Annotated in this window: 20 protein-coding genes; 11 read left to right on the top strand and 9 right to left on the bottom strand. The window is 44.4% G+C overall.

Annotation, left to right across the window (positions count from 1 at the left end):
- Positions 1-72: 72 nt before the first annotated feature.
- Positions 73-1,353 carry an MSMEG_0569 family flavin-dependent oxidoreductase gene (locus AC3A14_RS01075; RefSeq protein WP_318731940.1) on the bottom strand — a complete coding sequence of 427 codons (1,281 nt, stop codon included), beginning with the start codon at positions 1,351-1,353 and terminating at the stop codon, positions 73-75.
- Between the two features lie 323 nt (positions 1,354-1,676).
- On the opposite strand from AC3A14_RS01075, the gene AC3A14_RS01070 reads away from it, so the two are divergent.
- Complete coding sequence (locus tag AC3A14_RS01070; RefSeq protein WP_318731939.1) at positions 1,677-3,131, top strand: LuxR C-terminal-related transcriptional regulator; 1,455 nt, start codon at positions 1,677-1,679, stop codon at positions 3,129-3,131.
- Positions 3,132-3,593: 462 nt separating this feature from the next.
- Here the strand turns inward: AC3A14_RS01070 and AC3A14_RS01065 are convergent, their stop codons facing one another.
- Positions 3,594-3,875 (bottom strand): MSMEG_0570 family nitrogen starvation response protein, encoded by a 282-nt coding sequence (locus AC3A14_RS01065; RefSeq protein ID WP_318702080.1) that lies wholly within the window; start codon positions 3,873-3,875, stop codon positions 3,594-3,596.
- 303 nt (positions 3,876-4,178) lie between these two features.
- Here AC3A14_RS01065 and AC3A14_RS01060 point away from each other — a divergent pair, with 303 nt between their 5' ends.
- From AC3A14_RS01060 to AC3A14_RS01050, 3 genes are read left to right on the top strand one after another with little or no spacing between them, the layout of a single operon-like run.
- On the top strand, positions 4,179-4,661 hold the full coding sequence (locus tag AC3A14_RS01060; RefSeq protein ID WP_318731938.1) for an MSMEG_0572/Sll0783 family nitrogen starvation response protein: 483 nt from the start codon (positions 4,179-4,181) through the stop codon (positions 4,659-4,661).
- A gap of 49 nt (positions 4,662-4,710) precedes the next feature.
- Positions 4,711-5,742 carry a Nit6803 family nitrilase gene (locus AC3A14_RS01055; RefSeq protein WP_413039086.1) on the top strand — a complete coding sequence of 344 codons (1,032 nt, stop codon included), beginning with the start codon at positions 4,711-4,713 and terminating at the stop codon, positions 5,740-5,742.
- Positions 5,739-6,830, top strand: a complete 1,092-nt coding sequence (locus AC3A14_RS01050; protein WP_318731936.1) for an MSMEG_0568 family radical SAM protein — start codon at positions 5,739-5,741, stop codon at positions 6,828-6,830. Before AC3A14_RS01055 ends, AC3A14_RS01050 begins: the two co-directional genes overlap by 4 nt.
- A gap of 216 nt (positions 6,831-7,046) precedes the next feature.
- Here the strand turns inward: AC3A14_RS01050 and AC3A14_RS01045 are convergent, their stop codons facing one another.
- Together AC3A14_RS01045 and AC3A14_RS01040 are read right to left on the bottom strand one after the other, a co-directional pair.
- Positions 7,047-7,184, bottom strand: a complete 138-nt coding sequence (locus AC3A14_RS01045; RefSeq protein WP_318702075.1) for a thymosin beta — start codon at positions 7,182-7,184, stop codon at positions 7,047-7,049.
- A gap of 61 nt (positions 7,185-7,245) precedes the next feature.
- Positions 7,246-8,373, bottom strand: a complete 1,128-nt coding sequence (locus AC3A14_RS01040) for an actin (protein ID WP_318702074.1) — start codon at positions 8,371-8,373, stop codon at positions 7,246-7,248.
- A 265-nt stretch (positions 8,374-8,638) separates the two neighbouring features.
- Here AC3A14_RS01040 and AC3A14_RS01035 point away from each other — a divergent pair, with 265 nt between their 5' ends.
- The 3 genes from AC3A14_RS01035 to AC3A14_RS01025 are packed head-to-tail and all read left to right on the top strand — an operon-like array spanning position 8,639 to position 10,351.
- Positions 8,639-9,175, top strand: coding sequence for an MSMEG_0567/Sll0786 family nitrogen starvation N-acetyltransferase (locus tag AC3A14_RS01035; protein ID WP_318702073.1), 537 nt, complete (start codon positions 8,639-8,641; stop codon positions 9,173-9,175).
- A gap of 3 nt (positions 9,176-9,178) precedes the next feature.
- Positions 9,179-10,168 carry a sll0787 family AIR synthase-like protein gene (locus tag AC3A14_RS01030; protein WP_318731934.1) on the top strand — a complete coding sequence of 330 codons (990 nt, stop codon included), beginning with the start codon at positions 9,179-9,181 and terminating at the stop codon, positions 10,166-10,168.
- A gap of 60 nt (positions 10,169-10,228) precedes the next feature.
- Positions 10,229-10,351 carry a hypothetical protein gene (locus AC3A14_RS01025; RefSeq protein ID WP_318722885.1) on the top strand — a complete coding sequence of 41 codons (123 nt, stop codon included), beginning with the start codon at positions 10,229-10,231 and terminating at the stop codon, positions 10,349-10,351.
- A 315-nt stretch (positions 10,352-10,666) separates the two neighbouring features.
- Here AC3A14_RS01025 and grxC read toward each other — a convergent pair whose 3' ends face one another.
- On the bottom strand, positions 10,667-10,924 hold the full coding sequence (grxC, locus tag AC3A14_RS01020) for a glutaredoxin 3 (RefSeq protein ID WP_318731933.1): 258 nt from the start codon (positions 10,922-10,924) through the stop codon (positions 10,667-10,669).
- Between the two features lie 253 nt (positions 10,925-11,177).
- On the opposite strand from grxC, the gene tpiA reads away from it, so the two are divergent.
- The 4 genes from tpiA to AC3A14_RS01000 all read left to right on the top strand — a co-directional run bounded on the left by tpiA (position 11,178) and on the right by AC3A14_RS01000 (position 15,812).
- Positions 11,178-11,903, top strand: coding sequence for a triose-phosphate isomerase (gene tpiA, locus AC3A14_RS01015; RefSeq protein WP_318731932.1), 726 nt, complete (start codon positions 11,178-11,180; stop codon positions 11,901-11,903).
- Between the two features lie 175 nt (positions 11,904-12,078).
- Positions 12,079-12,936 (top strand): dihydropteroate synthase, encoded by an 858-nt coding sequence (gene folP, locus AC3A14_RS01010; protein ID WP_318731931.1) that lies wholly within the window; start codon positions 12,079-12,081, stop codon positions 12,934-12,936.
- A gap of 159 nt (positions 12,937-13,095) precedes the next feature.
- Positions 13,096-14,448, top strand: a complete 1,353-nt coding sequence (locus tag AC3A14_RS01005; protein ID WP_318731930.1) for a hypothetical protein — start codon at positions 13,096-13,098, stop codon at positions 14,446-14,448.
- Between the two features lie 2 nt (positions 14,449-14,450).
- Positions 14,451-15,812 (top strand): hypothetical protein, encoded by a 1,362-nt coding sequence (locus tag AC3A14_RS01000; RefSeq protein ID WP_318731929.1) that lies wholly within the window; start codon positions 14,451-14,453, stop codon positions 15,810-15,812.
- On the opposite strand, the gene AC3A14_RS00995 is transcribed toward AC3A14_RS01000, so the two are convergent.
- The 4 genes from AC3A14_RS00995 to AC3A14_RS00980 form a co-directional block, all read right to left on the bottom strand.
- Positions 15,773-16,711 (bottom strand): calcium/sodium antiporter, encoded by a 939-nt coding sequence (locus AC3A14_RS00995; RefSeq protein ID WP_318731928.1) that lies wholly within the window; start codon positions 16,709-16,711, stop codon positions 15,773-15,775. The genes AC3A14_RS01000 and AC3A14_RS00995 overlap by 40 nt on opposite strands.
- A gap of 193 nt (positions 16,712-16,904) precedes the next feature.
- A complete protein-coding gene (gene isiD / locus AC3A14_RS00990; protein WP_318701238.1) occupies positions 16,905-17,126 on the bottom strand; it encodes a protein IsiD in 222 nt (73 codons plus the stop codon).
- Positions 17,127-17,226: 100 nt separating this feature from the next.
- Complete coding sequence (locus AC3A14_RS00985; protein ID WP_487778893.1) at positions 17,227-24,150, bottom strand: response regulator; 6,924 nt, start codon at positions 24,148-24,150, stop codon at positions 17,227-17,229.
- A 91-nt stretch (positions 24,151-24,241) separates the two neighbouring features.
- Positions 24,242-24,688, bottom strand: a 447-nt coding sequence (locus AC3A14_RS00980; protein WP_487778892.1) for a methyl-accepting chemotaxis protein, incomplete at its 5' end; no start/stop codon positions are given.

Here is a 24,688-nt window from a genome sequence, read left to right as displayed (position 1 = left end):
TCCACAGATCGCATTTTCAGCCAACCCTAATTCACGATTGATGTAGCAATTGGGTCATTGCGTAAAATGGTTTTACGAGCCGAGTGCAGCTTGCTCAATGACACCCGTGTAGCTCAGATTAAAAGTCTGTTGGGTACTAGCAATATAATTAGCCAGATAAGTCGCATCCCGCGCTATTCCAGAAAAGCGACCCGAACCCCAAGTATACAGCCAAGGTAAACCGAGGAAATATAATCCCGATACTGAGGTTATCCCGCGATCGTGACTGGGATAGCCTTTACCGTCAAAGATGGGAATTTCGATCCATTCATAGTTGGACGTATAGCCCGTACACCAAATCACCGTGCTAATGTTGGCATCGCGATAATTTAACTGCAATACTTCGGTTTTGGGTTCCCATACCGGTTGATAGGGCGTTTCGATGGGAGCCGGAATATTATGTTTCTCAATAAAACCGTCGATGGTGCGTTTAATGCTTTCAGCCACAGCATCGGCAGCATTTAAGTTTTCCTTGAGATTATCTCGGAATTGTAGGCGATCGCCCTCAATATCGACCAGATGTCCGTAGAGTTTCATTCCTTCTGTGGCAAAATGTCGCAGATCGATTTCTCGTCCGCCCCCTCGTCCGGTAACATAATGATTGGTTTTAGTACGGACTTTATGCTTATCCGGATGCTGGTCGATAGAAAGGTCGTAATATCCCATTTTATCGAGCCAATCTACCACATCTTTCCCGCGATATTTCCGAGGGGAACGAGGCGCGCCACCCACGCACAAATGCACGGGTTTGCCCGCAAGATGCAGATCTTCGGCAATTTGACAGCCAGATTGTCCCGTACCAACTATTAAAATTTCTCCATCGGGAAGAGATTCAGGGTTTTTATATTCTGAGGAATGGATTTGTTTGATATGGGAAGAAACACGCTCTGATAAGGCGGGAATTTTAGGACGATGGTAACCTCCTGTGGCAATGACAACGGCATCGCAAGTAAATTCGCCAAGGCTGGTTTCTAAGGTATATCCTTTGCTATCCGGACGATGCAACCGTTGAACTTCTACGCCTTCTTTAATCAGAGGATTGAATGATTGGGCATAATCCTGGATATATTGCACAATTTCATCTCGTTGCATAAATCCATTTGGATCGTTTCCTGGGTAAGTATATCCAGGTAATGTGCATTGCCAGTTAGGCGTAACTAAACAAAAGCTATCCCAGCGCAGAGATCGCCAAGAATAGCCGATCTGATTTTTTTCAAAAATAATGCAATCTATTCCTCTCTCTTGCAGACAATAACTCATGGAGAGTCCAGCTTGTCCTCCGCCAACAATTGCTACTGAATAATGTGTCTTCATCACTAAATTCTCCATCAATAAATGCTTCAGGATTGCGATCTTGGTTCTGGCCAGCGATCTCATTAACGCTCAACATTGCCCTGTTTGCCAGATTAGATTCGGCTTGAGTGTTTTCTTGTATGTCTGGCTACAGAATTCCCAGGTTTGATGCTAAAAATAGGGGCACTTGCCACAAGTTAATTTCTACAACGAAGCCATAACATTACCCCTATCTATTTCCATAGGTAAAAAGCGATCGGGCTTGCCTCAACAATGTTTCCAGCTTTACAGAATTCGGCGTGATTTTGGGAATCAATGGAATAGCGCAACTCCTTAGCCTTACTATGTCCGATCCAAGTCCCAATCTGTTGAATGTCCCGCGATTGCTCTTCGATTTGCACCAAGCCAATCGAATTGCCCAAAGTATTTATGGCTGTTTAGATGCTCGAGAAATTGCCAATCGAGTCACGCAAGAACTGGTCGAACAGTTTAATTGTAGGTTAGCTCGAATTTGGTTGGTAGAACGTCAGTTTCCTCATCTCAAGCTGGTGGCTTCTTCTGGGTTATATACCAATACGGATGGCTGTTTCGGACAAGTGCCGATGGGAGCGTTTAAGGTCGGGAAAATCGCGCAAAATCGCGTGTCTTTTTTAAGTAATAATCTACCGGATGAACCTTGGGTGAAAGATCGAGATTGGGCTATTCATCATGGTATTCAAGGATTTGCCGGGTATCCTTTAGCCACGCCAGAAACGGTGGTTGGGGTATTAGCGGTGTTTAGTTGCGAACCTCTAGCCCCAGAATTTTTAGAAATATTATTGAGTTTGTGTACGACGGTGACGGTAGCTCTGGGGAATGCGCTGGAATTTGAAAAATCGCAGCATTCTAAGTCGGCCCAGCGATCGCCTCTCAATCTGCCCTCTCCCATGCTCTCGGATCGCTTGGCACATATCTTACAGCGCGTACCCTTAAAATTAGTGGGGACAGAGCGATCGCTACCCATCTCGTTAACTTATCTGTTTTTGCGTTTGGCGGAAGTCGTGCAGCAGCTCAATTGCATGACCTGTTCTTTAATTTACGAACAAGAATTTGCGATTTTGCGATCGATTGTACCGGTTTCTGAGGCGATCGCCCTGGAAGAGAACAGCCTACAAGATAGTTTCCTGCCTCACGAGATCGAGCATATTTCCTTTGCCAGTACTTGTTTGGGAGGACGATTAGAAGCAATTTTAGACAGTCCCCAAACCATTCTCCAAATTGCTCTGCAACTCCCTTATGCCCAAGAGCCAAACCCTATTCGCGTGCGGGTTAATATGCGATCGCCGGCTTTGCAATTTGCCTTTTCGCAAATGGTTGTTGCTGCCGGGTTTAGTCTATGCGTGACTCCCTCAAAAAAGATCCCTTTAATTAGCGATCGCAGTAGTTTAATTTATGAAAGTCAGTATGTGGTTTGGGTGCAGCACGATAGCCCAATTATTCCCAAAACCGTGAAAGCGAAAATCGACTTAGAAACCAATCCCAGACAACTCAGGCAAGCCATTGAAACGATTATGGGTGGAGGAATCTGGGGAATTGAAGATGACACGCAAACCCAACCCACCCTATCCGTACGAGAGCGGGAAGTAATGAAATTGCTGACACAGGGATTGCGCGATCGGCAAATCGCGAATCGGCTCTATATTAGCGAAAGTACCGTTAAGTTTCATATTAACAATACTTTAGCCAAACTCAAAGCCAAAACACGGATGCAGGCTCTCTATCAACTGATGCAAAATGGTTGGTTTGACGATCGGCGTTAAAATATCGAGACCAATACAGCACTTTGCCATAACCCTGGGGCGATCGCCTAGTATTCAGCTTGTTGGATTTGCGATTTCATTTAATACCCACTCAGTAGAACGCACCGTGCAAAATTCGCGATCCAGACTGGCTAAATGAATTCGATGGATATCTTCTGCTGAATATTCGACACAATGCTGTATATGAATTATGGGTAAATGCTTCCTACGCCATGCGGAAAGCAGTAACGCAATATGCGATTCAGCATTTAAGTTGTTTCTATTCCCCCACCTTGGATCGTCGAAACCTTTTTGCACATCTATGATTAGCAAAGCTTTGTTGCACATCGATTTTTCCTGCCCACAGATCGCCCTAAAAGAGGTGGCTTATCGTTATTTTAGCGTCAACTGTACTTCATAACAGCAGTTCCTGCTGTATTTTTTAGTTCTGGATGCTCAATACGATCGCCAACGCTTAATCCATTATTCAATAAACTGTAAGACCTTCACCTTAGCATCAGAGGAATAGCGAGTCGAAGCGGTTTCTAACTTCTTTAACTGTCCCAACGCCAAACTACAGGCAAACCCATATTTGGCTTTCACGCGATCGCTGCCTTCTTGCAGAGCCGTGCGCGATCGCACCATAAAATTGGCCAGCTCGTACTCGGTTTGGGCAGTTAAATGCTTTTGTACCACTAAAGAAGGAGAATAGCAAACTTCTCGGATTCCATCGGGCCACTCAATCTCAAAGCGTATTTCTGGCATGGATCAATTGCGATTTGAAATAACAAGGACAACCATCGCCTTGGATTGTAACAGGAAGATCGCCAAGCCTATCCGAAAAAGAATCAATTTATCTGACCACTATCGATTTCGCTAGGGTGCGATCGCAATTTTCCTGACTGGCAATCAATTTATCCGGTTGTTCCTATCCATCTCACTAGACTTGGATTTTATGTAGCTAGACATACAAAAATCAAATTGTGGAGGGCATTAATCTACCTTCGAGAGCAAGGCATCACGTTATGCCAAATCATGCTGAATCTACAAAAAAATTGAGGAATTATCGTGCCAGAAGTAACTACCCCCAAACACCAAGCCGGTGACTTTTTTGTTAATTACGAAGAGAAAGTTTTTCCAGATGTTAAAGCCGAACCTGGTGAAAAAGCCCTGGTTACCTTCCACACGGTTGCCTTTGAAGGTTCCATTGGTCTAGTAAATCTCTTGCAAGCGACGCGCCTGATTCGCAAAGGATTTGAAACCTCAATTCTTCTTTATGGCCCGGGCGTTACCCTAGGCATTCAACGTGGTTTTCCCAAACTTGGCGATGAAGCTTTTCCCGGACATATGGCCATCAATAATCAGTTGGTCAAAATCATGGAAGAAGGCGGTAAAGTTTACGCTTGTCGCTTTGCTCTACAAGCCCTTTACGGTCACGGTGAACCCTCTTTAATCCCTGGAATTATTCCCATTAACCCTCTCGATGTCCTCGATATTGTTTTAGTTCATCGCCAAGCAGGGGCCTTGATCTTGGATTCTTGGACCATGTAATCCATTTCCCATTCCTTGTTCCCTATTCCCTCATCTAAAGCGCTCTATGATGCTCGACTATACTGGCACAATTCGTGCGGCTGCCGCTCAAATTTCTCCCGTTTTATTCAGTCGGGAAGGAACATTAAACAAAGTCCTTGAGGCGATCGCACAAGCCGCCCAACAGGATGCGCGCTTAATCGTTTTTCCAGAGACTTTCGTTCCCTACTATCCCTATTTTTCCTTCATTCAACCTCCGGTTCTGATGGGAAAGGAACATATGCGCCTTTATGAGGAGGCCGTAACCGTTCCGGGGCCGGCGGTAGAGGCTGTGGCTCAAGCTGCCAGTCAGTATGGCATGGTGGTGATTTTAGGGATTAACGAACGAGATGCGGGGTCGCTCTATAACACGCAACTGATCTTTGATGCCGATGGCACTTTAGCTCTAAAACGGCGGAAAATTACCCCCACTTATCACGAACGCATGGTTTGGGGTCAAGGAGATGGATCGGGCTTACAAGTGGTCGATACAGCCATTGGTAAAGTGGGCGCACTCGCCTGTTGGGAACATTACAATCCTCTCGCCCGCTATGCATTGATGGCGCAGCACGAGCAGATTCATTGTTCTCAATTTCCCGGTTCTCTCGTTGGCGATATCTTCACAGAGCAAATTGAGGTGACCATTCGCCATCATGCTCTCGAGTCGGGTTGTTTTGTGGTTAATGCTACCAGTTGGTTATCTCCGGAACAAGTGCAACAAATTACGACAGATGAGCGCTTGCAAAAGGTGTTGCAAGGGGGATGCAATACCGCTATTATCGGGCCGGAAGGGAATCATTTAGCTACGCCTTTAACGGAAGGCGAAGGGTTGGTGATTGCCGATTTAGATTTTTCGCTGTTGACGAAGCGCAAGCGCATGATGGATTCTGTCGGACATTATGCTCGCCCGGAGTTGTTGCAGTTGCAGATCGATCGCCAACCGAAAGCCATGATGCGTGAAATCATACGCGATCGCAACCCTCTATCGTTTGAGTCGATCGCTGGTTCGTCGAATGGTGGGGGCGCGGAATCTGTCCCGGAATCTTTAGATATGAAATTATGAATAAACAACGGTTAATTGTCGAATTGCAATCGCAAGGATTGCAACTGACCGGGCAAAATGGAGGAGCATCGGGTCGTCAAGGCGGTGCTGGACCCTCGGATCATAAGGCGATCGCCGTTAATGGGACGACGGTGATGGTTCCAGTCTATACGGGGACGGCCGCTGATTCTCCTTACAGCCTGGCCTCATCTCATACGGAGGAGATCGAGAGTACCCTAGCCCATTGCGGGGAAACCGTTGCTTCGATTTCGTTTCCCCGACAGCCTCGGTTTTATGACCTGAAAACGGCGGAAGGGATTCCCTACAAACAGATTGCATTGCTGCACAGTCATGATGTTTTGGCGACAACAGTTTTGCAAACCTGTATGCGTTATGGCGATCGCGAGAGCGCCTGTCAATTTTGTGCGATCGGGCAGTCGTTAGCAGCGGGGCAAACCATCGCTCGCAAAACGCCCGCCCAATTAGCAGAGGTGGCAGAAGCAGCCGTGCGTTTGGATGGAGTCAAGCAGATAGTCATGACGACGGGAACGCCGAATACGAGCGATCGCGGGGCGGCTTATTTGGCAGAGTGCGCGCGGGCGATTAAACAACGGGTGAAGATTCCCATTCAAGCTCAATGCGAACCTCCCGCAGATTTTATCTGGTTCCAGCGAATGCGGGATGCGGGGATTGAAAATTTGGGGATGCATCTGGAAGCCGTCACCCCAGAAGTGCGCGCCAAAATCATGCCGGGTAAGGCAGAAGTTTCCTTAGAATACTACTTTGAGGCGTTTGCCGCAGCAGTCGAGGTGTTTGGTTGGGGGCAGGTGAGTACCTATTTGCTGGCTGGTTTAGGCGACAGTTTAGAGGCATTGATAGCAGTGAGCGATCTCCTGATTCAAACCGGCGTTTATCCCTTTGTCGTCCCTTTTGTCCCGATTACGGGAACGCCTTTGGAGCATACTCCCGCATCGGATAGCGAATTTATGTACCGTTTGTACCAAGCGATCGGGGATTTGTTACGAAAAGCGGGAATGTCATCTCAAAACATGCAAGCCGGTTGCGCCAAATGCGGTGCATGTTCGGCGCTATCGACCTTTGAATCCTAATGTTGCGCGATCGCGTGTCGGTCTTTCTCCTCAGTCACCGAGCTGTTTTCTAAAATCAGTTTTGGATAAACAACACGGGCAAAGGAGCAAGAGAGGAAGGGCGATCTCCATCTTGGAATCATCGTAACTTGCCGATCGCTTGAAATGCCCCTACCTCTTTGCGTCTAAATACCTGACTTATCCAAAACTGAGGTTTCTTAGAAGACTAAAGATCCCCTATTCCGGGTTAGCTTCAGCTTTTTCTTGCTCGATCTGTTCTTTAGTCGGAAGCGTATTTTTTTCTTGAGTTTCAGTGTTCTTCAATTTCGATTTATCAAACTTAGCTACTTCCGAGATATCGGGTTTATCTGTCATAGGAATAGACCTCCTGGTTGAAATGATAGGAACGATAAAGAGGTGAACAATGCCGCCAGCTTTAGAAACACTTACGATGGATAATCGATGGGCCGCTTTCCTCGTATTCTTGCCGGCTAATCCACATCTGTTGGAAGGTAGACAAAGAAGCCAGAATAGAGCCACCAATCCACACACTATATTTGCGTTCCGGAGGTGCAATAATCTTGATTTTCATGGTGGGAGGAGCCAGAGCCGAAATTTCTTTCTGCATCCGATCGGCAATTCCTGGGAACATCGTTGTTCCTCCACTCAGAACCGTGTTGGCATACAGATCTTTACGAATATCCACATCGCATTTCATAATCGAATTGTATGTGGTTTCGTGAATTCCCGCCGATTCCATGCCAATAAAGGCAGGTTGGAACAAGGTTTCCGGACACCGGAATCGCTCGTTGCCCAGGGTGATGACTTGGCCATCCGGTAGCTCATAAGATTTTTCTAAAGAACGACTACTGGCTGCTGTTTGCATCTCCTGCTCGAAATCGAGAGCAACATAGCATAATTTTTCTTTAATATCGCGGACAATTTCCCGTTCTGCGGTCGTGTTTAAACTATATCCCCGCTCGGCCAAGATTTTCACTAGATAGTCGGTTAAATCTCGGCCGGCTAAATCGAGGCGAATAATGGCATGAGGGAGGGCATATCCTTCATAAATTGGAACCGTATGACTGACTCCATCGCCAGAGTCTAAAACAATTCCAGTGGTGCGCCCGCTGGCGTAGAGTGAGAGAACGGCTTGAATGGCAACATACATGGCCGGGACTTTAAATGTCTCGAACATAATTTGCGTCATTTTCTCGCGGTTTGCCTTGGGATTTAATGGGGCTTCAGTGAGTAAAACCGGGTGTTTGGAGGGATCGATTTTCAGTTCGTTATAGAAGGTATGATGCCATATCTTCTCCATATCATCCCAGTTGGTAACAATTCTATGTTCGATGGGATTTTTGAGGGTCAGAATTCCTCGTTTGCTCTGGGCTTCGTCCCCAATATAAGAGTCTGGTTGCCCCGTTCCTATGTTCACTCCTTGATGGCGAGGTCTCCCCACAATACTGGGAAAGATGGCTCTTGGGGCATTGTCTCCAGCAAAGCCAGCTTTGACCATTCCTGAGCCATTGTCAATGACTATTGCTGCTACATCATCTGACATAGTGTTTGATTCCATTGGTTAGGTCTTGTCAAGGATAGCTTACCACCATCGTTGTTCGAGATCGGAGTCGCTTTATAAAAAGAATATAAAGAGTCGATCTGGGTAAGTGATATGAAGTGCGTCAGTGTGGGGAGCAAGGAAGAGGGGACAGAATTTAAGGAGAACAACTAGAAAAAAATGAAATTAGTATCGAAATAGTCAAATTCAAGAGGCAAGTGTTTGCTATCTTAATCCCAAGAAAAAATATTATGAGAATCATAAAATTATGCGACATTCCTATCGATTTGAATTAGCACAAACCGCAACAGAGGTGAGAGAATACTATGGGCTGCGCTATGAGATTTTTTGCCAGGAACAGGATTTATTTCGCTGGAGCGATCGCGATGATATTGATGATATCGCTTATCCAATTGTTGCTCTCACCGCTCCCCAGAGTATCTATCAACCGGATATTGCGGCTTGGGAACGAGTGGTGGGAGTTGTACGGATTTATGAGTCTCAGCCGGGTGTTTGGTATGGCGGACGCTTGGGTGTACATCGGCAGCACCGGCGCGGTTGGCGCATTGGCAAAGGTTTAATCGAAAAGGCTGTGCAAACGGCTCAGACTTGGGGCTGCTCGAAGTTTTTGGCAACTGTACAATTACAAAATGTGCGCTTCTTTCAACGACTGCATTGGGATTCATTGCAAGAGTTAAGGATTTGCGATCGCCCTCACCATCTGATGCAAGCGAATCTTGCTTATTATCCTCCCAATGGCGAACTGCGCCCCCAGGGAATCCCTCAGTGGTTAGAGGTTGCTTAAGTTATGGTGGCATTGTCAGACCTCGTCGCACAGTTGCGTTGTTCTTTGGGTATTCGACAGAAGCAGGATATTCAGCTTGCTGCCCGATATCTTGGTGGAAATCCGGATAAAGATCCGGAATCTATTTTACTCGGAGATGACTGTGCGGCGATTTGGCAAGGCGATCGCTATCTGTTATTGGCTACTGAGGGAATGCTCCCTTCTTTAGTCACACAAGAGCCTTGGTTTGCCGGCTGGTGTGCTGTGATGGTGAATGTGAGCGATATCTATGCCATGGGAGGCGAACCCCTTGCTGTTGTCGATACGTTGTGGTTGCCTTCAACCAGCGAGAGTCGTCAACTTTGGGAAGGGATGCAAGCCGCAGCAGAGGCGTATCATGTGCCTATCGTGGGAGGGCATACGAATGGAAATAGTCCCTATAGCGCGCTCTCTGTGGCTATTTTAGGACAAGCTCAACATCTAATAACGAGTTTTAATGCCCAAGAAGGAGATATCTTGTTGATGGCAATTGACTTACGAGGCGAATTTTATCAAGATTATCCCTTCTGGAATGCTGCCACAAAAAGCGATCGCCAACGCCTTCGCGACGATCTGGCTATTCTCCCGCAAATTGCCCATTCTGGCTGGTGCGATGCTGGCAAAGATATTAGTATGGGGGGTGTATTGGGAACAGCGCTGATGTTATTGGAAACCTCTGGATGTGGTGCAGTGATTGACTTAGACGCAATTGTCCAACCCATAAACTGCGATCGCATAGCTTGGTTACAGAGTTTTCCCAGTTACGGGTTTTTATTGAGTGCGCGATCGCAATATGTGCCTTTCATTCAGAAAGCTTTTCACGAGCGGGAATTATCTTGTGAGGCGATCGGTTCTATTAATCAAACTCAGGAACTGACTCTCAAGCTAGGAACAGAACGTGCTAGATTCTGGAATTTAGGAGAAGAACCGTTGATGGGTTGGACCGGTTACAGAGCTTCGCGTGGTAATGGGTAATAGAAAAACTATTTTTCACGATCGCGATCGCTAAAATAAATAGATCCTCCTGGTCACCCCTTGAGTTCTCCATCACAGCGTAAATCTCTGTATGGCGGTACTGGGTTTAGTCCGACTCGGGAAGATGGCTACTCGCAAACGAGGATAACTCAAGGTAAAGCGATCGCCTCTAGGAAACTCTAGAACGAAACAGAAGGCGATCGCTCCTCCTTCATCCGAAATTCTTTACAAAAATTCATAACAATGGAGTAGTTTCTATTGAAACTCTATACAAACAGCTCAACCGGCCAATTACTGTGACTGATGCCAGTGGATCGATTGCTGAATACACTTTTCAAACTGACGAATGAAGCCCAGCCTACAAATTTGTATTTATTAATAAGTCAAAATATCATGTTTAATGTCTCAAAAAAAATACCCTACACTTGCCGCTTGGCGACTCTGGAAGATGCCGCAGAGTCTGTAGGGGTGAAAATTTTTTCGCCCCTACAGACTCTGCTACAGAGCTAAAATGGGGTCAAGTTTTCCTTGGACATCAAGGTCGTAAATACCGCTACAGTCGCCCACATACTTGTCGTCAACAAAGATTTGAGGGACAGATCGCGGTCCGCCTGTGCGCTTTACCATTTCATCCCGTGCATCTTCGTCTCCATCGATACGATGTTCAGTATACTCAACACCTTTACGGTCTAACAGGGCTTTGGCTCGCAGACAAAAAGGGCAGGTGCGCCAGGTGTAAATTTCAACGTTTGCCATAAGGGTTGTGATTCTCCAACGATCCAATTCCTTTACAATTCTATACAAAATTGGCGATCGCCCCAGGTAATATCAACTCTTTAGATGTTGGCAACAGGTGATTGACACCGGGACTCGGAGACACGGGGACACGGGGATTGATGTGTAGCGTGATTTTTGGGATTTGACATAACGATTGCCGGAAGCACCCAAAACAAGATACGATGCTCCTTTGAGCTTATGAATATTGCTTAGTCTGAGGATTACTTCATCAGTGCGAAAGATAGTTTTAGCAGGTAACTGGAAAATGCACAAAACCCAGGCCGAGAGCCTAGAGTTTGTGCAAACATTTCTCTCTCAATTGGAACAAACCCCCGCACAACGAACCGTCGTTTTGTGCGTTCCCTTTACAGATCTAGGGATTCTAGCCGAAAAATTAAGGGACACTCGTGTCGATCTTGGCGCTCAAAATATTCACTGGGAAGACCAGGGTGCTTATACCGGTGAAATTTCGGGACCCATGCTGACGGAGATCGGAATACAGTATGTGGTCATTGGTCACAGCGAACGCCGGGAGTATTTTGGCGAAACGGATCAAACGGTTAATGCACGTCTAAAGGCGGCTCAGAAACACGGGCTAATCCCCATTCTCTGTGTGGGAGAAACGGAAACACAACGAGCGAATGGGGAAACAGAATCTCATATTAGTTCCCAATTGGATCTCGATTTAATCGGGATCGATCAAAGTCAATTGGTGATTGCCTATGAGCCGATTTGGGCAATTGGAACCGGAAAAACTTGTGATTCTCAGGAAGCCAACCGGGTGATTGGTTTGATTCGTTCTCAGCTCTCGAATCAGGATGTGCCGATTCAATATGGAGGTTCCGTTAAACCAGAAAATATTGATGAGATCATGGCCCAAACGGAAATTGATGGTGTCCTTGTTGGCGGCGCAAGTCTGGATGCAAAAGGGTTTGCCCGGATTGTCAATTACCAGTAATTCCAGGGGTGAATTGCTGATGGCGTAGGGGTTGGTTGGCCAAGCCCCTAATACCATTTCCCTTTAAGCCTGCCATTAATCATGCCTTGGGAGGCAAGGGGCACTTAGCCCCTTGTTAAGCGTCGCTTTATAAAAAATGCTATAAAACGTTAGGTTGGCTCAGGACAAAAAGATTATGGCTTGGATAGTGCGTGGACGCTCCTTTGATTGGGGGATGAAAACCTATATTATGGGAGTGTTGAATGTTACGCCAGATAGTTTTAGTGATGGAGGGCAGTTTAATCGTTTAGAAACGGCGATCGCCCACAGCCAATATTTAGTCGATCGTGGAGTAGATGTGGTCGATATTGGTGGACAATCCACCCGCCCTGGTAGTCCTCAAATTTCCCTCGATGAGGAGTTGAATCGGGCGATCCCAGTCATTGAAGGCTTGCGAAATTTACCGGAACCCTATGGCACTATTCCCGTTTCTATTGATACGACGCGCTCCGAAGTCGCTCAGGCTGCGGTAGAGGCAGGTGCAGACTGGGTGAATGATATTTCAGGCGGAGATTTCGATAGCCAAATGTTGGCGACAGTCGCTCACCTGAGAGTCCCGATCATCTTAATGCATATGCGGGGGACTCCAGAAACGATGCAACAGTTGACCAACTATGAAGATTTAATGGGCGAAATTGTTGGAGTTTTAGGGGAGAAAATTCAGAAGGCTCTAAAGGCAGGAATTAAGGAAATAATCATCGATCCGGGGATTGGCTTCGCCAAAACCTACGACCAAAATGTACAGATTTTGCGCCAGATTCCCGGACTGCGAGAACTGGGTTATCCGGTGTTAATTGGTGCATCTCGCAAGAGTTTTATCGGTCATATTTTAAACGAACCTGACCCGAAAAAACGGGTTTGGGGTACAGCCGCCGCTTGTTGTGCAGCCATTTCTGGAGGTGCAGATATGGTGAGAGTTCACGATCTACCGCAGATGGTAGAGGTGTGTCGAGTTGCTGATGCGATTTATCGAGGGGAGAGCGCTTCGCAGTAGAAAATCGGTTATGGAAATACCCCGACATTATGTCTGATGAGGATTGACTTCGATCCAAATATTGGGGCACTCCACTATACTATAACGTTGAAAGATAAAATATTGTCGTGGCGACCCCAGGGAAGCTATCTCTCAAACAAGGTTCATGATAGTTGATCGATGAAGGGACTGAAAAAATTGCCTCCTCTGGGCAACGTAATTAAAATTCTAGGCATCAATCTGGTTTTGATGTTCCTCTTGCTAGAGGGAGTGTGTTTAGGCTTTTATGCAGCTCAACATCAGCAACTCTATTATGGGCGATCGCCGGATAATTCAGACAACTCAGAAGACAATCCTATCAACCTCGATCAACAGGGGATTCGCTTAGAAGAGAATATCACCGAAATTTTACATCCCTTTTTGGGCTATATTGCTAAACCGGGTACAGGCTTTGGAGGATTTGAATTTCAGTCCGTTTTTAATGCCAACAATTATGGTTTAGTTTCTCAACTGAATTATCCCTACATTCGGCAAAATCCTAATCAGGTGCTGGTGGGCATTTTTGGCGGCTCTGTTGCCACATTCTATTACATGAATGAAATTGAAAATCCTACCCTTGCCCGAACCCTGAACAATTTACCCGAATTTGCTAATAAGGAAATTGTCCTCTTAAATTTTTCCCAAGGGGGATACAAGCAACCGCAACAACTCCTGGCGCTGAATTATTTTTTGTCCCAAGGGCAAGAGCTGGATTTAGCCATCAACATTGATGGGTTTAATGAAGTTGCGATCGCCAACAATAATATCGAGAAAGAAATTGCACCCTCCATGCCGAGCGCTCTGCAAGTCATGCCCCTAGTCCAGTTAGCCAATAATAACCTCTCTACAGAACAAATGAAAATCATGCTAGAGGTGATTGGAATTAAGGAAAAACTCAAAAATAGCTTGCAAGGGCAACAAGAGTGTGTGTTAGCGTTATGCTACTTCTGGGAACAGATACGCTCAACTGTTTTAATCCAGAACTATTACGATCGCCTAGAAGACTTTGACGATAAACGTAAAAAATCTGCCACTCCAGATGAATCGTTAATTTATCTCCAACCCTGGGAAAGCCAAGGCACAGAAAGCGATTACGAAAGCATGGCCCAGATTTGGATACAGTCTTCTTTAGCTATGTCTTCCGTTCTTCAAGCCCGAAATATTCCTTATTTTCATATTCTACAGCCCAATCAATATTATCCCACAGAGCGCCAGTTTAGTGCTGAAGAACAACAGCAATTTTCACCAGAGAATAATACCCGTAATCCTTATCTTGATGGCGTACAATTGGGTTATCCCTATCTCCTCCAAGCCAGTCAAGAGTTATTAGATAATGGGATTTATTTTTTTAGTGGAATTACGGCTTTTGATCGAGAGCCAAATACGGTTTATATTGATACCTGTTGCCATTATAATCAAACCGGAAGAAATATTTTTGCCAATTTTGTCGCCAGTCAAATTGCGCTTACCTTCAGTCCACCGAATCTTCAGTAATCATGCTTAAGTTTGAGCCAAAATGGATTAAAGTCATCTTAATTAATATGGGCAGTGTTTTGCTGTCCTTAGAACTGTTCTCCTTAGGGTTTTATGGACTGAAAATGCAGCAACTATTTTATACTCGCTCCCCAGCATCAAAACAAACCTATGGGGCAGTTCATGAAACGGAGAATACTGGAGTAGATTTAGATGAAAGTTTACTCTTGAGACTACATCCTTATTTTGGCTATACTGATTTTAAGCCAGAAGAGCCGACCATTAATAATTATCAATTTGGTTCGCTAAGGGATTATCCTGTGGTGAAAGAGAACGATCGCCAGTACATCATTGGCATTTTTGGCGGATCGGTGGCGCTGGCGATCGCCAACACGGAAGCACAGTATCAAATTATCACCAATACTCTCCAGCAACTCCCTCAATTTGCCGATAAAGAAATCATTGTCCTAAATTTTGCCCAAGGAGGCTATAAACAACCCCAGCAACTCTTAGTTTTTAACTATTTCTTATCCCTGAGGCAACGCTTCGATATGGTGATTAATATTGATGGATTTAATGAAGTCGCTTTATCGAGCCTTAATTATCCCGAAAATGTTCATTTATCCTTACCCAATGGTTCCTTGATGAAAGCATTAGTTAATCTGGGAAACCATCAATTCTCTGCTAAAGATCTAGAAATAGCAATTAAAACCCGTGAATATAACGCTACCCTTCGCAAAATCCAAAATCGACAACAGTCCTGTTGGTTTGCCCTCTATTATATTAGCCAACAATTCCATTATCAACTGCTACGTCGAGACTATCAACAGTTTTTAAGCAAACAGGAACAGAAGACATCAGAAACCGTTGTCTTAGCTCCCACCTCTAATGCCTTTAGCCTATTTTATCTCAATCCTCCCGATCCAGATACTACGGCTGAAACACTCTATCCTAAAATTGCCCAAACCTGGCTCAATAGCTCGATTTTAATGCATCAAACCCTAGCCAGTCAAAATGGACTATACTTCCATTTCTTACAACCGAATCAATATTATCCCACTCAACGCCAGTTTACGCCTCAAGAACAACAACAAGCAATTAATCCCGAACAAATTTATGCCCAAGGAGTGCAACAAGGTTACCCCGTATTAATGGCAGCTCTTACCCAATTACAAAACAATCAGGTGAATTTTTTTAATGCAGCAACGGTTTTTGATGCTGAATCTCAACCCGTATATAGCGATGATTGCTGCCATTATAATCTTCTCGGCAATCAGATCTTTTCCCAATTTATCGCTAACCGTATTGCGCAAACCTTGCAAGCAGAGGAAAGCGCTCCAACAGCTCAAACCAAATCAAAGAACTTAGCGATAAATAACCCATAAAAGACAAAAAATAATAATCCTTCCCATTGGGTAATATGTTTATCTTGGGTAACCGTATAAAATAAAAGCGTTCCGGCAGCAAAAAAAGGTAATCCAATAATCAGTAAATCGTGGTTAATTTCCAATTCCGCAATTAATCCTGGAATACCCATCACCACCAACGAATTAAAAATATTAGAGCCAACTACATTTCCTAATGCCATTTCTGCATTGCCTTTACGGGCAGCATTTAAACTGACGATTAATTCAGGTAACGAAGTTCCTAAGGCTACGGCACTGACGGCGATAATATGTTTGCCTATGTTTAAAGCTTCTGAGATTTGGGTGACGGATTCAATGGTGAAAACTGCACCAAAATATAACCCAAAACAACTGGTGACTAAAACCAGAGCTTCTTTAATAGGAAAGGTTTGAGGATTAGGGTTGTCCGTATCTTCTTCCGTACGATGGCTGAGGGTGTAGAAGAGGTAAACGATATATCCGAGGATGCAAAAAATGGCTTCACCATGGGAAAATTGCTCATTAATTACAGCGAGGATGAGCAGTAGGGCAGAGCCTAACAGTAGAGGTAAGTCAACTTTGGTTAAGTCGTATTCTAGGATTAAGCCTTTACTAAAAACGGCAGCTACGCCAACAATGAGAAAAATATTGGCAATATTTGATCCTAAGACATTACCGAAGACAATTTCTGAGGAGTTATCGAAAACGGCAACGAGAGAAGAGAGGAGTTCGGGTAGAGAGGTGCCAACGGATAATAATAATACTCCTACAATAAAGGAAGGCAATCGAAAAAATAAGCCTAAAACTTCGGCTGAGTCGGTGAAAAAGTCAGAGGATTTAATTAACGCGGCTAAACTAACAATAAAAACCAGAGACCACAGCAAAATTACAGATGTCATAGAGCGAATAGTTCAACAAAAAAAGCGAGGAATCCTCCGGATCGGGGTTAATGATGATCCAATCCGGCTGATGATTGGGACAAATTTTAATAATATTTCAATAATACTTTAAAATAGTCTTAATGAATAAAAAGAAGGATGGGCTATCTGATGATACACAACATCCTTCGCAATCTGGGAATCCTATGGCAGTCTAAGCTTCATCATAGGGTTCCATATCTAACAAATAGAGATAGGGTTGAACGATATCTACCATTTCTGGACGCTGGAAGGCGATCGCCCGCAATAGATGCCAGTCCCTTAACCCCTCAAAGGCATTACTATACTCATCTTTCTCCAAACGGTTCGCAAGCAGGGTAACATCTTCTGAAGTCATCTTAGAAATTGCCTGCTTGGAGATGGTGATCATTGCCATAGTCGAGCCTCCCATTGCACCGTCTGTGTATCAACCCTATCTTATCCCATTTAGATCTCAGATTGAATCCCATCAGATTGCACTATGGTTAACTTTTAGGCTAAGTTCCGGCCATCGTCTCCTGAGACTGTTCTTCTGAGATTTCCGCTAAGAGGTTGTCACCCTTGAGCATCCGTTGAGCTGCTTCTAATAGGGCTTCCTCTAAGTAAGGCTTCGTGAAATAGCCCTTCGCTCCCAAGGAAGCGGCATGTTGTTGATACTTAGATGCACCCCGTGAGGTGAGCATTGCCATGGGAATTTCCCTCAGAACCTCATCACCCTGGAGACGCTCCAACAACTCTAAACCATTCAGTTTCGGCATCTCAATATCACAGAAAATCATGTCACAAGGTAGACCTGCTCGTAATTTCTCCCAAGCATCTAAACCATTCCGAGCCTGTTCCACCCGATATCCAGACTTCACAAATGTCATGGATAACAGCTCGCGTACCGTAATTGAATCATCGACAATTAACACCGTCGGCTCAGACTTGTCAATGGGTTCGGGTTCTGGGGGAACCACTTCTTCCCACATGCGAGAATCTCGTCGAGAACGACCCATGGATAGATCGATTAACTCCAGCACATCGGCGATCGGCATAATCCGACCATCCCCCAGTACCGTCGCTCCCGCGACACCCACCGGTTTAGGAATGGGCCCCTCTAACTGCTTGATTACAATTTCCTGCTCTCCTAAAACCTGATCCACTTGAAGCGCCAAATACTGACCTGCACTGCGCAAAATCACAATCGAGATAATGTCATCGTCCGCCGAACCTCCAAACACCCGTCCTCGGCCAATTGTCCGGTTATACTGCAACAATTCTGCTAGGGGTCGGAACGGTAGTTCAGTATCCCGCCATTTAATGCAATGGACACCGTCCTTATTGGCGTAAACCCGATCCTTCGGCACATCTAACATATCTTCCACCCCATCCATCGGGAAGGCAACCCTTGCATGGTTACTAATACAACAGAGTGCTTTAGAAATACTCAAGGTTAACGGCAGACGAATGGTAAAGGTTGTCCCTTGTCCTTCTGTTGAATCTGTTGTGATCACCCCGCGAATTTCTCGCAGTGCCACTCGCACCACATCCATCCCCACGCCTCGACCGGCAAAATTATCTGCCTTATCCTTTGTACTGAACCCAGGATGGAAGAGCAAATCATAGATATCCAGGCGGGACATCGATTCTGCTTCTTTGGGTGTAATCAAACCTTTTTCCAGGGCTTTGGACTTCACCCGCTCCGTATTAATCCCTGCGCCATCATCAGAAACTGAAATCACCGTTTGGTTCCCTTGGTGAAAGGCTCTAACGGTAATTTTGCCCACCCCTGGTTTACCTAATTTCTTACGCTTCTCGGGGGTTTCAATCCCATGGGTCATGGCATTATTGATCAGGTGAGTCATCGGATCGAATAACTGCTCCTGAATCATTTTGTCGATTAACGTATCTTTTCCTTCAATATGAATTTCTGCCTGCTTATTCAAACCTGTAGCAATGCGGCGTACTGCTCCGGGTAGACGGTCCGCCGTTTGTGCAAAGGGAACCATTCGCGTGCGCGTTAACCCTTCTTGTAATTGGGTGGTGACCTGGCGGAATTGACGAGTGACTTGATCGTTTTCTTCAACGATAAACTCGATGTCGGAGGAAGATTCCCGTACTCGGACAATCAGCTCAATGGTTTCTTGGGAAAGGGTATGGAAGGGAGTAAAGCGATCCATTTCAATATGATCCCAACCATCGTTTTGATTGGAATCTCCTGAGCCATTGCCAGGGGAGAAAGCAGAACGATGGCCATGGCGAGAACTGAGTAAGGCGGATTCTAGAAGACTTCGCTCGTAGAGATCTCGCATTTTACCCCCCACATCGCTCAGTTGCTGTACCAAATACAGTAAGTTATCTAGACATTGGCGCAGTCGTTCTTGGTTCTGTTCTAGACTATTACGGTTAACGACCAATTCCCCAACTAAGTTACTGAGATTATCGAGTTGTTTGATGGGAACCCGCATATTCTGCTCAACTCGTTTGGCTGCTTTCGGCGATCGCGCCGTCGTCGCATTAGCCGTTGGTGGACCCCCTAATGCCTGATCTGCATCCGCTAACAAATCTTCTAGATCATCAAAGTCCCCTTCAGTTGTTTCCAGAGTTTCCGCAGGTGTATGACTGACCTCTTGTCGTAGAGATGGACTTGGTAAAATCACTGGTTCATCTAAAAATGTCTCTAATTGGGTAAAGATTTCCATGTTTTCACGCGGCTTCTGTTCTTTACCCAAAAAAGCCTCTAACTCTTGCCACTGTCGAGAAGATGAATCTACAGGATTTACATCATCACCAAAATCCAAACTCTCTAATGTCTCATCTGTCGAGCCTAAATCTTCCTCAAATAACGTTAGTTCATTAAGATCGTCAAGACTTTCCTCATCTCCCAACATCTCTGGTTCATCTGAAAACAGAGTAGACAAGTCATCCGGTGCATTTTCTTCTATCTCTAAGGAAAAATCTAAACTATCCAGACCTTCAGAGGGTTCTTCCACCACCGGTTCATCCAGATCTAAGCCAGCATCTTCTGTGAAGTCTGATGGTTCTGGATTTAATGGTTCTCCCAATCCAACATCATCAATTTCTTGAATCAATGTATTTTGACTCAGGTCTTCATCACTATCAATCATTAAACCCAAATCCAGATCCATCCCGTCACTGATTGAATCCGATTCTTGAGTCTCTAAACTCAACCCATCTAAATCTGAATAATCGCCTAAATCTAGATCCATTTCTTCACTGATTGAATCCGATTCCTGAGCCTCTAGACTCAACCCATCTAAATCTAAATCCTCACCTAAATCCAGATCCATCCCGTCACTGATTGAATCCGATTCCTGAGTCTCCAGACTCAACCCATCTAAATCTAAATCCTCGCCTAAATCCAGATCCATCCCATCACTGATTGAATCCGATTCTTGAGCCTCTAAACTCAACCCATCCAAATCTGAAGAGTCGCCCAAATCTAGATCCATTTCTTCACTAATAGCCTCTGACTCTTGAGTCTCCAGACTCAACCCATCTAAATCTAAATCCTCACCTAAATCCAGATCCATCCCGTCACTGATTGAATCCGATTCTTGAGCCTCTAAACTCAACCCATCCAAATCTGAAGAGTCGCCCAAATCTAGATCCATTTCTTCACTAATAGCCTCTGACTCTTGAGTCTCCAGACTCAACCCATCTAAATCTAAATCCTCACCTAAATCCAGATCCATCCCATCACTGATTGAATCCGATTCTTGAGCCTCTAAACTCAACCCATCCAAATCTGAAGAGTCACCCAAGTCTAGATCCATCCCGTCACTGATTAAATCCGATTCCTGAGGCTCCAGACTCAACCCATCTAAATCTAAATCCTCACCCAAATCCAGATCCATTTCTTCACTAATAGCCTCTGACTCTTGAGTCTCCAGACTCAACCCATCTAAATCTAAATCCTCGCCTAAATCCAGATCCATTTGTTCTGTGGTTGTAGATTCCAAATCTATGGACTCTAAATTTTCATTAACCAATTCCTCAGTTAATTCATGATTCTCTTCTTCTTCTAGTAAACTTTGATTATCAGATTCCTCTTGAGATTCTGATTGACTCGTCTTTGAAGCCAGTTCCGAGGAACTCCTAGAATCCTCTTCTTCTCGAACTCTGCCATCGACATCATCAAAAATACTAGATTTTGAGGGAGAATCTAAAGCTATTGGCTCTGGTGTAAAAAAGTCATCGGAATCTATTGACAGGGAATATGACGGTGCTGATAAATTAGAATCCGATACATTAAAGAAATCATCCACACTGGTGTCTGAACTAGATAAATCCTCTTCAATACTAGATGTTTCAGTACCCATCATTAAATCAAAGTCATCACTATCTTGTGGGGTTGAAACATCTTCTGTTTCTTGATTTTCAGGTTCTGGAATCATTTCAGAAGAAGACTCAAATGTATCTAATTCTTCTGATTCTTCTAAAACCAACTCATTGGATTGATCTGTATCCAATACATCTAATTCATCCAACTCTTCCGTAGGCGAGAAGTCTTCTAAGGATTCGTTTTCCTCTAGAACCTCCAACTCTAGCAATTCGCTGCTGTCTGAATCTTCCGTAAGGGATAAGTCTTCTAAGGATTCATTTGCATCCAACTCGTCCAAAGCTAGAGATTCAGAACTCTCCTCTAAACCAAATATATCCTCTTCTTCTGTAAGGGATAAATCTTCTAGAGATTCATTGCCCTCCAACTCATCCAAAGCTAAAGATTCAGCACTCTCCTCTAAACCAAATATATCTTCTTCTTCACTACTGCTTTCATCTAAATCTTCTGTCAGAGATAAGTCTTCTAGAGATTCATTGCTCTCCAGCTCATCCAAGACTAAAGATTCTCCACCCTCATCTAAACCAAATATATTCTCTTCTTCTGTAAGAGATAAGTCTTCTAGGAATTCATTGGCACCCAACTCGTCCAAAGCTAGAGATTCGACATTCTCATCTAAACCAAATATATCTTCTTCTTCACTACTGCTTTCGTCTAAATCTTCTGTCAGGGATAAGTCTTCTAGGGATTCATTGGCACCCAACTCGTCCAAAGCTAGAGATTCGACATTCTCATCTAAACCAAATATATCTTCTTCTTCACTACTGCTTTCATCTAAATCTTCTGTCAGAGATAAGTCTTCTAGAGATTCATTGGTATCCAACTCATCCAACACTAAAGATTCTCCACCCTCATCTAAACTAAATATATCTTCTTCTTCACTACTGCTTTCGTCTAAATCTTCTGTCAGAGATAAATCTTCTAGAGATTCATTGGTATCCAACTCATCCAACACTAAAGATTCAGCACTTTCATCTAAGTCAAATATATCCTCTTCTTCTGTAATAGATAAGTCTTCTAAGGATTCATTGGTATCCAACTCGTCCAACGCTAAAGATTCAGCACTCTCCTCTAAACCAAATATATCTTTTTCTTCACTGCTGCTTTCGTTTAAATCTTCCATAAGGGAAAAGTTTTCTAAGGATTCATTGGCATCCAACTCATCCAACGCTAAAGATTCACCGCTCTCCTCTAAACCAAATATATCTTCTTCTGCACTGCTGCTTTCGTCTAAATCTTCTGTCAGGGACAAGTCTTCTAAAGATTCATTGGTATCCAACTCATCCAAGACTAAAGATTCAGCACTCTCCTCTAAACCAAATATATCTTCTTGTTCCGTGAGGGATAGGTTTTCTAGAGATTGATTTCCATCCAACTCATCCAAGACTAGAGATTCAACATTCTCATCTAAGCCAAATATATCTTCTTCTTCACTGCTGCTGTCTAAATCTTCTGTCAGAGATAAGTCCTCAAAAAGGCTATTCATTTCAGAAAATTCCTCTAATTCTTCACCTTCAGACCAATTGGAATCTAAATCTAAATCCAGAGCCAGATCATCAGTCTCTTCGGTGTCCAGCATGTCTAGATCCAAGTTTTCTAAGGACTGATTTTGTTCTGATGAGTCTAAATTGATTTGCAACAATTCATCCAGATCAGTAGACGTTGCATCTGGATGCTCGGAAAACAAATCAGACAATTCATCGGCTTGATTTTTCTTTGGATTATTTGACATAACAGTGGGTTCAATTTCTAATAAATCTTTTAAGTCATCTTCTAGATCTTCTGAATCTACGTTACTCTTTTCGTTTTTAGATAGATTCAACTCCCAATTATCATTGATATTTTCTGAAACATCATTGAAATATTCATGGATTAAGAAGTCTGAGAGGTCACCCATTTCATCCATTTCTGAGGAATCTAAGCCCCAGTTGTTTTCTGGGGGAGCCGAAGAAATTTCGGTTTCCCAAGCTAATTCAATATCTGATGTTTCTCCTTTAAAGAGATCGGCTAATGTGTTGAGTTCACTGAGTCCAACATCTGGCCCTATGCGTTGTGAGTAAGGGGTAGGTGGATCGACTGGAGGTTGACTATTGTAAAAGCGATCGCTCATGGAATTCTCCTCCCTGGGCGATTCTTCTGTGGGAGTCCTTCCGACTCTTAACAAGGTATCGAGTTCTCGATCGACTGGGTCTGCGGTCAGGGATTGCTGAGGTTGAAGATTTAACAGAGTTGAACTGGGTTTAATTTGGTCAGGAGTTCCAGCCAAAACCAAGTCTCTGGCTCTTTTGAGTTCCTTGATCGCCACAGGAGCTAGATCTGCATAGAAATTATCTCGGTTGGCGATCGCCCCTTGAGCTAATTTTACTAAGTCTACCCAGGTCGAAAGGTTAAAGTTTTCCCCAGCTTGCGTTAAACTGATACAGATTTGGGTTAACTGTTGTCGACTGTCTGCTGTATCGGGTTGCTTAAACCCTTGTAGCATTTGCCGTAATTGGGTGGGCACATCACTCTGAAATACCAAATGTTTGGCACTCTCTTCTGGATCGGGGAGATTGGAGGAGCGACGTTCAACCACAGCGCTATTTGGTCTAGAAGGCAAGGGAGCGATCTCGGCTGTAGATTCTTCTGCTTGAGGATCGGCTCCATTTTTCTCAACCTGCATCATCCGATCCAAGGTTTCAAAGCAGGGAGTCAAAGATTGCTTAACTTCTGCATTCTTGCGAGTGGTTAACTCCTCTGACTCACTTTGTTCTAAATTTTCTACTAATACAGTCAATCCATCCAAGACCTGTAGCAGTAAGGATTCTAATTTAGGGCTAATTTTAGGGGGGCGTTCTTTGAGAATTTGGAAATAATCCTCTAACTTATGGGAGGTTTTTCTAATACTGCTCGCTCCCAACATGGCAGATCCACCTTTAATGGAATGAGCCGCCCGATAAATCTCATCCATCAGTTCTGAATCCTGGACTGTGGTTCCTAAATTCAACAATCCCTGCTCAATAATGGTGAGATTGTCTTTGGCTTCCTCTAGGAAATACCCCATAATCCGGTCTAAGTTTTCCTGTTCCTGAGCCATAATTTTTGCTCTCCCCCAACATTCCGGTCATTAACAGCGATCGCCCTAAACTGCTTCACTGTTTCACTCCACCTTAACCTTAATCTTAGTCCTAACGACTCTTGTGTGGATCGACTTTGAATCGTTCCACACCAGTGAGCAAATCTCGTGCCACATTCACCAGACTCGCCAATGCTTGGGATACCCGTCCGCATTCTTGAGAGGTTTCTTGGGCGGTCAATTCCACAGATTGCATAACCTGAGCTACCGCTCTTGACGTTTCCGTTTGTTCTACTGTATCAGCCGCGATCGATCTAACCAAAACATCAATCCGATTATTGGTTTGAATAATATCCTCCAGGGATTTCGCTGCTTCCTTAGCCAAGTTTGTCCCCTGAATAACCTGTTGAGTCCCTTCTTCCATCGCTTGCATTACCCCAGCCGTCTCACTTTGAATTTGCAACACGATTTGTTCAATTTCCTTCGATGCTTTCGCCGCCCGATCTGCCAACTGTCGGACTTCATCGGCAACAATCGCAAATCCCCGACCCGCTTCTCC

It is taken from the genome of Roseofilum sp., from assembly GCF_982964205.1.
The sequence above is the reverse complement of the archived record's forward strand: the minus strand, read 5'-3'. Positions and strand labels throughout refer to the sequence as shown.

What these genes read in the sequence shown, in the direction of transcription:
- AC3A14_RS01075 (WP_318731940.1), bottom strand. Translation starts at nt 1,353, where the DNA reads ATGAAGACACATTATTCAGTAGCAATTGTTGGCGGAGGACAAGCTGGA.
- AC3A14_RS01070 (WP_318731939.1), top strand. Translation starts at nt 1,677, where the DNA reads ATGTCCGATCCAAGTCCCAATCTGTTGAATGTCCCGCGATTGCTCTTC.
- AC3A14_RS01065 (WP_318702080.1), bottom strand. Translation starts at nt 3,875, where the DNA reads ATGCCAGAAATACGCTTTGAGATTGAGTGGCCCGATGGAATCCGAGAA.
- AC3A14_RS01055 (WP_413039086.1), top strand. Translation starts at nt 4,711, where the DNA reads ATGCTCGACTATACTGGCACAATTCGTGCGGCTGCCGCTCAAATTTCT.
- AC3A14_RS01050 (WP_318731936.1), top strand. Translation starts at nt 5,739, where the DNA reads ATGAATAAACAACGGTTAATTGTCGAATTGCAATCGCAAGGATTGCAA.
- AC3A14_RS01045 (WP_318702075.1), bottom strand. Translation starts at nt 7,184, where the DNA reads ATGACAGATAAACCCGATATCTCGGAAGTAGCTAAGTTTGATAAATCG.
- AC3A14_RS01040 (WP_318702074.1), bottom strand. Translation starts at nt 8,373, where the DNA reads ATGTCAGATGATGTAGCAGCAATAGTCATTGACAATGGCTCAGGAATG.
- AC3A14_RS01035 (WP_318702073.1), top strand. Translation starts at nt 8,639, where the DNA reads ATGCGACATTCCTATCGATTTGAATTAGCACAAACCGCAACAGAGGTG.
- AC3A14_RS01030 (WP_318731934.1), top strand. Translation starts at nt 9,179, where the DNA reads ATGGTGGCATTGTCAGACCTCGTCGCACAGTTGCGTTGTTCTTTGGGT.
- grxC (WP_318731933.1), bottom strand. Translation starts at nt 10,924, where the DNA reads ATGGCAAACGTTGAAATTTACACCTGGCGCACCTGCCCTTTTTGTCTG.
- folP (WP_318731931.1), top strand. Translation starts at nt 12,079, where the DNA reads ATGGCTTGGATAGTGCGTGGACGCTCCTTTGATTGGGGGATGAAAACC.
- AC3A14_RS01005 (WP_318731930.1), top strand. Translation starts at nt 13,096, where the DNA reads ATGAAGGGACTGAAAAAATTGCCTCCTCTGGGCAACGTAATTAAAATT.
- AC3A14_RS01000 (WP_318731929.1), top strand. Translation starts at nt 14,451, where the DNA reads ATGCTTAAGTTTGAGCCAAAATGGATTAAAGTCATCTTAATTAATATG.
- AC3A14_RS00995 (WP_318731928.1), bottom strand. Translation starts at nt 16,711, where the DNA reads ATGACATCTGTAATTTTGCTGTGGTCTCTGGTTTTTATTGTTAGTTTA.
- isiD (WP_318701238.1), bottom strand. Translation starts at nt 17,126, where the DNA reads ATGGCAATGATCACCATCTCCAAGCAGGCAATTTCTAAGATGACTTCA.
- AC3A14_RS00985 (WP_487778893.1), bottom strand. Translation starts at nt 24,150, where the DNA reads ATGGCTCAGGAACAGGAAAACTTAGACCGGATTATGGGGTATTTCCTA.